The 9,373-nt window shown below is 64.1% G+C and carries 7 protein-coding genes; 1 reads left to right on the forward strand and 6 read right to left on the reverse strand.

Annotated elements, in window-relative coordinates:
• From uvrD to polA, 3 genes are all read right to left on the reverse strand, one after another.
• A partial coding sequence (uvrD, locus tag PF446_RS08910) for a DNA helicase II (RefSeq protein ID WP_298071084.1) occupies nucleotides 1–1,934 on the reverse strand: 1,934 nt, incomplete at its 3' end.
• 96 nt (nucleotides 1,935–2,030) lie between these two features.
• Nucleotides 2,031–2,252 (reverse strand): hypothetical protein, encoded by a 222-nt coding sequence (locus PF446_RS08915; RefSeq protein ID WP_298071078.1) that lies wholly within the window; start codon nucleotides 2,250–2,252, stop codon nucleotides 2,031–2,033.
• Nucleotides 2,253–2,660: 408 nt separating this feature from the next.
• Entirely contained in the window at nucleotides 2,661–5,408 is a 2,748-nt protein-coding gene (gene polA / locus PF446_RS08920) for a DNA polymerase I (protein WP_298071079.1), read from the reverse strand.
• Between the two features lie 80 nt (nucleotides 5,409–5,488).
• Here polA and PF446_RS08925 point away from each other — a divergent pair, with 80 nt between their 5' ends.
• Complete coding sequence (locus tag PF446_RS08925; RefSeq protein ID WP_298071080.1) at nucleotides 5,489–5,962, forward strand: DUF2782 domain-containing protein; 474 nt, start codon at nucleotides 5,489–5,491, stop codon at nucleotides 5,960–5,962.
• A 332-nt stretch (nucleotides 5,963–6,294) separates the two neighbouring features.
• Here the strand turns inward: PF446_RS08925 and purH are convergent, their stop codons facing one another.
• The 3 genes from purH to PF446_RS08940 form a co-directional block, all read right to left on the reverse strand.
• The gene (purH, locus tag PF446_RS08930) at nucleotides 6,295–7,881 is read right to left on the reverse strand and encodes a bifunctional phosphoribosylaminoimidazolecarboxamide formyltransferase/IMP cyclohydrolase (protein WP_298071081.1); all 1,587 of its coding nucleotides are present in this window, start codon (nucleotides 7,879–7,881) and stop codon (nucleotides 6,295–6,297) included.
• 89 nt (nucleotides 7,882–7,970) lie between these two features.
• Nucleotides 7,971–8,207: a helix-turn-helix domain-containing protein gene (locus tag PF446_RS08935; protein ID WP_343224670.1), complete on the reverse strand. Its 237-nt coding sequence runs from the start codon at nucleotides 8,205–8,207 to the stop codon at nucleotides 7,971–7,973.
• A gap of 281 nt (nucleotides 8,208–8,488) precedes the next feature.
• Nucleotides 8,489–9,373 (reverse strand): zinc-ribbon and DUF3426 domain-containing protein (locus PF446_RS08940; RefSeq protein WP_298071083.1); only part of this gene is annotated, 885 nt, incomplete at its 5' end.

Consider the following 9,373-nt stretch of genomic DNA (forward strand, 5'->3'; position numbering starts at 1 on the left):
TCCAGCAGTTCGCCGGGGATTTCGGCCAGGAAGCGTGAGGGCCGCGCCATCATCTCGGTGCCGTGCAGGCGACGGGATTCGGCGTAGCACAGCACCAGTTGTTCGCGTGCCCGGGTGATCCCGACGTAGGCCAGGCGGCGCTCTTCCTCCAGGCGGTCCTCCATTTCCACTGAACGCTGGCTGGGGAACAGGCCATCCTCCATGCCCACCAGGAACACGACCGGAAACTCCAGGCCCTTGGCCGAGTGCAGCGTCATCAGCTGCACGCAGTCGTCGCCGCTGTCGCCCTGTCCCTCACCGGCTTCGAGCGCGGCGTGGGAGAGGAATGCAGCCAGTTCCGACAATCCGGCCTCGAGATCCTCGGCGGTCGGTTCAAAGCGACTGGCGACATTGACCAGCTCGTCCAGGTTCTCCAGTCGCGACTCGGCGTTGCCACGACCGTTGTCGCGCTCGTGAAAGTCGCGCAGGCCGGTGCTCTCCAGCACCTGCTCGATCTGCTCGGACAGGGTCAGGCCATCGAAAGTGCGCGCCATGCGGTCGATCAGGCCGAGGAAGTCCTTGACCGCGTTTTTCGCGCGCGCGGCAAGTGCATCGTGGGTCAGTATCCCGAGGCTGGCATCCCACATCGAAGTCGCCTGTACCCGGGCCTCGCGGCGCAGCAGGTCCAGGGTGCGCTGGCCAATGCCGCGCGGTGGCGTGTTGACCGCGCGCTCGAAGGAGGCGTCGTCATGTCGATTGGCGGTCAGGCGCAGGTAGGCCAGTGCATTCTTGATCTCTGCGCGTTCGAAGAAGCGCTGGCCGCCGTAGACCCGGTAGGGCAGATCACGCTGGATCAGCTGTTCCTCGAAATTGCGCGACTGAGCGTTGGAGCGGTACAGGATTGCGCAGTCGCTGGCGCTGCCGCCACCGTCGACATGCGCGAGGATGCGCTCGATCACGAAGCGTGCCTCGTCCTGCTCGTTGTAGGCCGCATACAGTGCAATGCGCTCGCCGTCACCGCCGTCGGTCCACAGGTTCTTGCCCAGGCGCTCGCCGTTGCGTGCGATGACCGCGTTGGCGGCCTTGAGGATGGTGGCGGTGGAGCGGTAGTTCTGTTCCAGGCGGATGGTCCTGGAGCCGGGGAAGTCCTTCAGGAACTGCTGCATGTTCTCCACGCGGGCGCCGCGCCAGCCGTAGATCGACTGGTCGTCGTCACCGACCGCGAACACTCTCCCGGTGTCGCCGGCCAGCACCCGTATCCACGCATATTGCAACGCGTTGGTGTCCTGGAATTCGTCCACCAGCAAGTGCCGCCAGCGTTCGCGATAGTGCGACAGCACTTCGGGATTGTTCAACCACAACTCATGCGCACGCAGGAGCAGCTCGCCGAAATCGACCAGGCCGGCGCGACGGCAGGCGTCCTCGTAGGCGGTGTAGATCTCGATCTGGGTGCGCGTGACCGGATGGTCGTGGTGCTCGATGGCATCGGGCCGCTTGCCATCGTCCTTCCAGTGCGCGATCTGCCAAGCGGCCTGGCGCGGCGGGAAACGGGCCTCGTCCAGCCCCAGGCCCGCGACCACGCGCTTGACCAGTCGTTGCTGGTCGTCGGCATCCAGGATCTGGAAGGTTTCCGGCAGGCCGGCCTCCTTCCAGTGCCGGCGCAGCAGGCGGTGCGCGATACCGTGGAAGGTGCCCACGGTAAGCCCGCGGGTACCTTGTGGCATCAGCGAGTCCAGGCGTGCGCGCATTTCGCCGGCGGCCTTGTTGGTGAAGGTGACGGCAAGGATCGACCACGGTGAGGCCCGTTCGACCTCCGCCAGCCAGGCAATGCGATGCGTGAGCACGCGGGTCTTGCCGGAACCGGCGCCGGCCAGCACCAGGTCGTGGCCGGGCGGCGCGCTGACCGCCTCGCGCTGGGCGACATTGAGCACATCAAGAAGGTGCGAGACATCCATCAGGCCATTGTAGCGTTTGCATGCGCCGGGGGCTGGGCGCGGCATGAAAAAACAGGCCACCCCGCAATCGGGGTGGCCTGGATCCGGTGCAGGGCTTCAGCGCTTGCCGCGAATCAGTCCGACCAGAATCAGTACTCCGCCGACCACCAGGCCGGAGATGCCGACCCACAGCGGAATGGCTTTGTCTTCGGTGGCCTTGAGTGCGTGCGAGCCCACGCTGACTACGGTTTCAGTACTGCTGTAGGAGCCGTTTCCGGCCAGCACCCAGATGCTGGCGACGACCAGGATGATGCCGATCACCAAGAGCACGATACGCATGATTTGTCTCTCCAAGAGTAAGCCCTGTCCGATCATAGCAATGGCAACTGAACCCCGGGTGCGCATGCCGAAAATCGAACCGCTCCAGGAGCTGCACAAAAAAATGCCCCGGAAGCCAAGGGGAGGACTTCCGGGGCGGGGACAGGACTCAGGGGGAGAGTGCCTGTCTCGGGGGGTTCACTCTTGGGAGATGAGTGAGTTGAACGTCGTTGCGTACGTTCAGGAGATTAGATGCGGATGGCGGGCGAAAGTTGCATCCTTGGGCGAAAAAAATTCAGCAACGATTCATGGGCTTCGCAATCAGTGGCTTGCGTCGGAACATCATGCTGAATTGCTCTTCATCACGACTTTCCACGGCTGCTGGCCGCTTCCTGGCAGGCGTGCGCTTGTCGTGCTCCGGTCGCGGTTTCAATGCGCTTCGTCCCAGTTCGCGCCCACACCCGCGTCCACGATCAGCGGAACGGCCAGGTCGGCCGCATCCTGCATGCGTTCGATGACCCCCGCGCGGATCGTGTCCACAGCGTCGGCACGGACCTCGAATACCAGCTCGTCGTGCACCTGCATCAGCATGAGTGCATCGTCGCGTCCGGCCAGCCAGGCATCCACCTTGAGCATGGCGCGCTTGATGATATCGGCAGCAGTGCCCTGCATTGGCGCGTTGATGGCCGCGCGCTCGGCGCCGGCGCGAAGCGCCTGGTTGCGGGCCTTTAGGTTGTCCAGATACAGGCGCCGGCCGAACAGCGTTTCCACGTAGCCGATCTCGTGGGCCTTTTCGCGCGTGTGGTCCATGAACGCCCGCACGCCGGGGTAGCGCGCGAAATAGCGCGCGATGTAGTCGCTGGCCTCGCCGCGATCAATGCCCAGGTTGCGTGCCAGACCGTACGCGCTCATGCCATACATCAGGCCGAAGTTGATGGCCTTGGCGGCGCGCCTCTGGTTGGGTTCGACCGCCTCCAGGTCCACGCCAAAGACCTCCGCGGCGGTGGCGCGATGGATATCGGCGCCTTCGCGAAAGGCCTTGAGCAGGCCCTCATCGCCGGACAGGTGCGCCATGATGCGCAGCTCGATCTGCGAGTAGTCGGCGGCCATCACCACCCAGCCCTCTGGCGCGACAAAGGCCTGGCGTATGCGCCGGCCTTCCTCGGTTCGTACCGGAATGTTCTGCAGGTTGGGGTCGGACGAGGACAGCCGCCCGGTCGCCGCCACCGCCTGGTGGTAGCTGGTGTGCACGCGCCCGGTATCGGGGTGGACCATCTGCGCCAGCTTGTCGGTATAAGTCGATCGCAGCTTGGCCAGACTGCGGTAGTCCAGGATCAGGCGTGGCAGCGGGTGATCGTCGGCGATCGCGTCGAGGGCCTCCTCGTTGGTCGAGGGCGCGCCCTTGGGCGTCTTCACCTTGACCGGGAGGCCCAGTTCGTCGAACAGGATCGCCTGCAGTTGCTTGGGCGAGTCGAGGTTGAATTCACGCCCGGCCTTTGAATAGGCCTCGTGCTGGATCTCCAGCATGCGCTTGCCCAACGCCTGGCTCTGGTGCTTCAGGTTGTCGATGTCGATCAGCACCCCGCGTCGCTCCATCCGCGCCAGCACCGGCACCAACGGCATCTCGATCTCGGTGTAGACGGACTTCAGCCCGGCTTCGGATTCCAGCTTCGGCCACAGCGCGTGGTGCAGGCGCAGGGTGATGTCGGCGTCCTCGGCGGCGTAGTTGCAGGCGGTGTCCAGATCGACCTCGGAGAAACCGATCTGCTTGGCGCCCTTGCCGGCAACCTCGCTGTATTTGACGGTGGTGTAGCCGAGGTAGCGGGCGGCCAGCGAATCCATGTCGTGGCGCGTGGCGGTGGCATTCCAGATGTAGGATTCGAGCATGCTGTCGTGCGCCAGGCCGCGCACGGTGATGCCGTGGCCGGCCAGCACGTTGATGTCGTACTTGCCGTTCTGGGCAAGCTTGCGGCGATCGGGGTCTTCGAGCAGGGGTTTGAGCGCCTGCAGTGTCTTCTCGCGATCCAGCTGTGGTGGGACGCCGGGATAGTCGTGGGCCAGCGGGATGTAGGCGGCCTTGCCGGGCTCGACGGCCAGCGACACGCCGACGATGCGTGCGCGCATGGCGTCCAGCGAGGTGGTTTCCGTATCGAAGGCGATCAGTTCGGCGCTTTCAAGACGCTTGATCAAGGCGTCGAGCTGGTCCTGCGTGGTGACCTTTTGGTATTCGCCCGCGACGGATAGCGCGGCGTCGGGTGTCTTGTCCCCGGTGGCTTCATGCAGGGTCGGCACGGCGGCTGTACTGGTCGGGGCGGCGACGCTATCGCTCTTCGTGCCGTTATCCAGATCCTTCAACGCGGCGCGGAAGTCGAAGCGCGTGTAGAGCTCGCGCAGTTGATCGACATTGGTCTCACGCAGACCAAGGTCGGTGGGTCCGACATCCAGATCGACATCGGTCTTGATGGTGACCAGGTCGCGCGAGAGCGGCAGTTGGCTCAGCGTCGCCCTCAGGTTTTCGCCGATCTTGCCGCCGACCTCATCGGCCCTTTCCATCAGCTGTTCGAGAGAGCTGTATTTCTCCAGCCACTTCGCCGCGGTCTTGGGGCCGCATTTGTCCACGCCCGGTACGTTGTCGACCTTGTCACCGGTCAGGGCCAGGAAGTCGATGATCTGATCCGGCGACACGCCGAATTTGTCCTTCACCGCTGCGGCGTCCATGCGCGTGTTGGTCATGGTGTTGACCAGGCTGATGTGTTCGTCCACCAGTTGCGCAAAGTCCTTGTCGCTGGTGGAGATGATCACATCAATGCCCTGGGCCGCGGCCTGTCGCGCCAGGGTCCCGATCACGTCGTCGGCCTCCACTCCCGGTACGCGCAGGATCGGAAAACCCTGGGCCTCCACAATGTCCAGCATCGGCTGTACCTGACTGCGCAGGTCATCCGGCATCGGTGGTCGATTGGCCTTGTACTGGTCGTACATGTCGTCGCGAAAGGTCGGCCCGGGGGCGTCCTGCACGAAGGCGACGTAGTCGGCGCCGGCCTTCAGCGTGGCGCGCAGCATGTTGACCACCCCGAACAGCGCTCCAGTGGGTTCGCCATCGGCATTGGTCAGCGGCGGCAATGCGTGGAAGGCGCGGTAGAGATACGAGGAACCGTCGATCAGGATCATGCTAGCCATGCACGGGATTCTCTCATGGGTCGTTCACTTTCGCGCAGGGTCCCCGCTGTTATCCTGTGGCTCTGAATCGGAGGTATGTCATGACCCGTTCCCGCGCGCTGCCCTTGCTGGTTCTTGCCGGCCTTTTTCTAACGGCCCAGGTTACAGCCCAGGATGCGAAAGGCTTTGCCCCCCTGCCACCGCCACCGGGTCTGGATGCCGCGGGCGTGAAGTCCCCGCCGGCACCGATCAGCACGGTGCCTGCGCCTGCAGCCAGTGCAGATGCAGCCGTACATCCCGCGCCCTTGCCGCAAGCCACGCGTGATGCCCTGGGCGAGCCGCCGCCGACTGTGGCCGTTCGCAAGGTGGGCCAGAACACCGTGCAGGAATATCGCATCAACGGTCGGCTTTACATGATCCACGTGGTACCCGAGCACGGGTTGCCGCAGACATACATGGCCGATCCCGAAGGTCGTCTGGAGCGCAACCATGGGCAACCCAAGCTGGGGCCTGTGTTCTACACGATCTACCACTGGGACAATCCGCCGAAGAAGTCGGACGCCAGCGGCCAATGAATTCCGGGCTGGCTGGATCCAGTCCGTATGCGCAACATGCTTGACGGACCGCTCACCTTGAAGGGTGTGCCAGGTCAAATTCACGGATACGCAGCCTTTGCCGACACTCCTCCTTGCTGCACATTCGAGCCATAAACCCCTTCCCTCCAAGGGGATTGGGTGCGGTCAAAACAACAGAGTCCTGCAGCACCGACCTGCTCACGCATCACGAATGATGTCGTGAACGCTTCATCAGGTCTGCGCTCGGGTTGGATAGGCCCTTGGCCGGACGTCCCCATGCCCCCTTTGGGGAGCCTTTCCCCTGGAGGGGGTAGGGGTGTTGCCCGGGATTTTCAATGACGGAAGTGGCGCATGTTGGTGAAGACCATCGCCATGTCGTGCTCATCGGCGGCGGCGATGACTTCCTCGTCACGGCGCGAGCCACCCGGCTGGATCACCGCCCGGATGCCTGCTTCAGCAGCGATGTCGATGCCGTCGCGGAAAGGGAAGAACGCGTCCGAGGCCATTACGCTTCCGTGAACATCCAGGCCTGCTTCGGCGGCCTTGATGCCTGCGATGCGGGCCGAGATCACGCGGCTCATCTGCCCGGCACCGATGCCGATGGTGCGGCCATCCCTGGTGTAGACGATGGCGTTGGACTTGACGAACATGGCCACGTGCCAGGCGAACAGCAGGTCGCGCAGCTGGTCGGCGTCGGGCACGCGCTTGCTGACCACCCTGAGGTCGTCCACCAGCAAGGTGTCGCGGTCGGTATCCTGTACCAGCAGACCACCAGCGACATGCTTGTAGTCGAAGCCCGGCAGCGGGGTTTCCGGCCAGGTACCGGTGGCCAGCACGCGCACATTGGGTTTGTCGGTGAAGGCCTCCAGTGCTTCCGGTGCAATGCTCGGAGCGATGACCACCTCGACGAATTGCCGCGCCATGATTTCGCGTGCGGTGGCCGCGTCCAGTTCCTTGTTGAAAGCGATGATGCCGCCGAAGGCCGAGGTCGGATCGCAGGCATGCGCACGGTCATACGCAGCGGTGATGTCGGGCCCCATGGCGACGCCGCAGGGGTTCGCATGCTTGACGATCACGCATGCCGGCACGTTGCTGAAGGCTTTCACGCATTCCAGTGCGGCGTCGGCATCAGCGATGTTGTTGTAGGACAACTCCTTGCCTGCGAGGATGCTGGCGCGCGCCACCGTGCCCTGCTGCGGTCCGTCGGGCTCGATGTACAGGGCGCCACCCTGGTGCGGATTCTCGCCGTAGCGAAGCGTCGACTTGCGCTCGAGCGCTAGATGCAGTGTGGGCGCGAATGGTCCTTCCTGACCCTCGGTGCCAGCACGGGATCCCAGCCAGTCGGCGATCATGCCGTCATACCGCGCGGTGTATGCGAACGCCTTGGCTGCCAGTCGTCGACGCAAAGCGACAGTGGTACCGCCATGCTCGTGCAGGGTCTGGATCAGTTCGGCGTAGTCGGCCGGGTCAACCACCACCAGCACGCGATCATGGTTTTTTGCTGCGGCACGCAGCATGGCGGGCCCGCCGATGTCGATATTCTCGATGGCATCGGCCATGGTGCAGTCGGGCCGCGCGATGGTTTGCGCAAACGGATACAGATTGACGACCAGAAGATCGATCGGTTCGATGCCATGCTCGCTCATCACCGAGTCGTCCACCTTGCGGCGGCCAAGAAGACCGCCGTGTACTTTCGGGTGCAGGGTCTTCACCCGGCCGTCCATGATTTCCGGAAAGCCGGTGACGTCGCTGACCTCGCGCACGGGCAGATGTGCCTCGCGCAAGGTGCGGGCGCTGCCGCCGGTGGAGACCAGTTCGATGCCCAGCGCATCCAGGCCACTGGCAAGATCGGCCAGGCCGTGCTTGTCTGAAACGCTCAACAGGGCGCGCCGGACCGGGATCAGCGTAGGGTCGAACATGGGAATGGCCTTGGTACGTAAACGCAAGAGTATAGCCGCAGCGCAGGGTGCTTCCGAGGGCTGCGCCGGAAGCGCAACGCCGGGCGTGCTCAGATCAGGCCATGAGCCGTGAGCTTCTTGCGCAAGGTGGCGCGATTGATGCCCAGAGCGGTTGCGGCACGACTCTGGTTGCCTTCGTGAAAGGCCATCACCTCGCGCAGCAGGGGGGCCTCGACTTCATCCATGACCAGGGCGAACAGGCCCTCGTGATCGCAATGGTTGTCGCCGATGTCCGTCAGGTACTGATGCACTGTGCGGCTGACACATTCGCTCAGTGCGCTGCACATGGAGGATCCATTCCCTGCTTCGCTGCGTAGCGATCTGACGGCATTCACGTGCATCTTCCCCCGGATTCATCCATGCGCGGCTTGCCCAGAAGGCGCCGCATTTTTCTGAACGGCTGCGCTCGCCTCAGCCGATGGGAACCAGAGCGCGGCATGCTTGCGAGCAAGGCCAGACAGTCTACTCGCGAAGACGAAATTTTTGTAGCGTTGAACGCCATGACCGACCAAAGTCGAGGTCTTGTCCATTGCAATCCGGAGCGGTTGCGCGGTTGCGCCGGGCGAAACTACTGGAATGCGAATTCGAAAGCCACGGCCTTCTTTCCCGGGTCCTGTACCTCGAACATCATGGCCGCGGTCGCACCCGGTGCAAGACCGTCAGCGCGCGTGCTCGGATCGTCGATGTAATCACGCGGGGTGAACCTGCGCATTGCAATCCTGTTTCCATCCAGGTCCGACAGCGTGATGTCGACGACGGGATAGGGTTGCGTGAAGCTCGCGTTATTGCGCACCGTTGCACTGATGATCAGCGCGCCAGGTACGGATGGATGGGGCCGGATGTCCCGCGAAAGCAGCTCGAGCTTGCCGAGGTCGGCTACCGGCGGCAGCGGGCAACCGAGGACTTGGCAGGTCGAGCGCAACAGCGGCCCGGTCTCCGGGTTGTCGACCAGTACACGACGCTCCGCCCACACCAGCTGCACGCCGAGCACCACTGCCAGCACCAGGCAGCCCAGGGCCCAGGCCAGGGTGCGGCGCGGCTGGGTGGGCAGCCGTTGCAGGCGGGCGAACGATGGCAACGGTGCAGGTGATTCGTCCTCTTGACGGGACGCGAACAGGGGCGCTTGTGCGACGACGTCCGTTTCCGCCCGCACCACGCTCATCATCAGCACCGGCGGCGCCGGATTGGTCGGGTGCACGGACAGCGTCTCGTAGGGTCCCTCGGGAAGCTGCTCGGTAAGCGTGACCAGACAGTTGAAGTCGGCGCCGCACTTTCCGCAGCCTACGGTGCCATGCGCCTGCGCCACGGTTTCGGCGTCAAGCGAGAACACGGTCAGACATTCGGGGCACTGGGCGTACATGCTGGCGATTGTATTCGATGCCGGGGGCCAGGCGCCTGCGCTACGAGGATTCAGTCGCGACGGCGTCCGTCGATGCGTATCCAGTCCTCGCGC

The sequence above is a fragment of the Oleiagrimonas sp. genome, from assembly GCF_027858935.1.
Classification (GTDB): Bacteria; Pseudomonadota; Gammaproteobacteria; order Xanthomonadales; family Rhodanobacteraceae; genus Oleiagrimonas.

Coding starts and splice junctions, on each gene's coding strand:
- PF446_RS08915 (WP_298071078.1), bottom strand. CDS start 2,252: ATGCGTATCGTGCTCTTGGTGATCGGCATCATCCTGGTCGTCGCCAGC.
- purH (WP_298071081.1), bottom strand. CDS start 7,881: ATGTTCGACCCTACGCTGATCCCGGTCCGGCGCGCCCTGTTGAGCGTT.
- PF446_RS08925 (WP_298071080.1), top strand. CDS start 5,489: ATGACCCGTTCCCGCGCGCTGCCCTTGCTGGTTCTTGCCGGCCTTTTT.
- polA (WP_298071079.1), bottom strand. CDS start 5,408: ATGGCTAGCATGATCCTGATCGACGGTTCCTCGTATCTCTACCGCGCC.
- PF446_RS08935 (WP_343224670.1), bottom strand. CDS start 8,207: ATGTGCAGCGCACTGAGCGAATGTGTCAGCCGCACAGTGCATCAGTAC.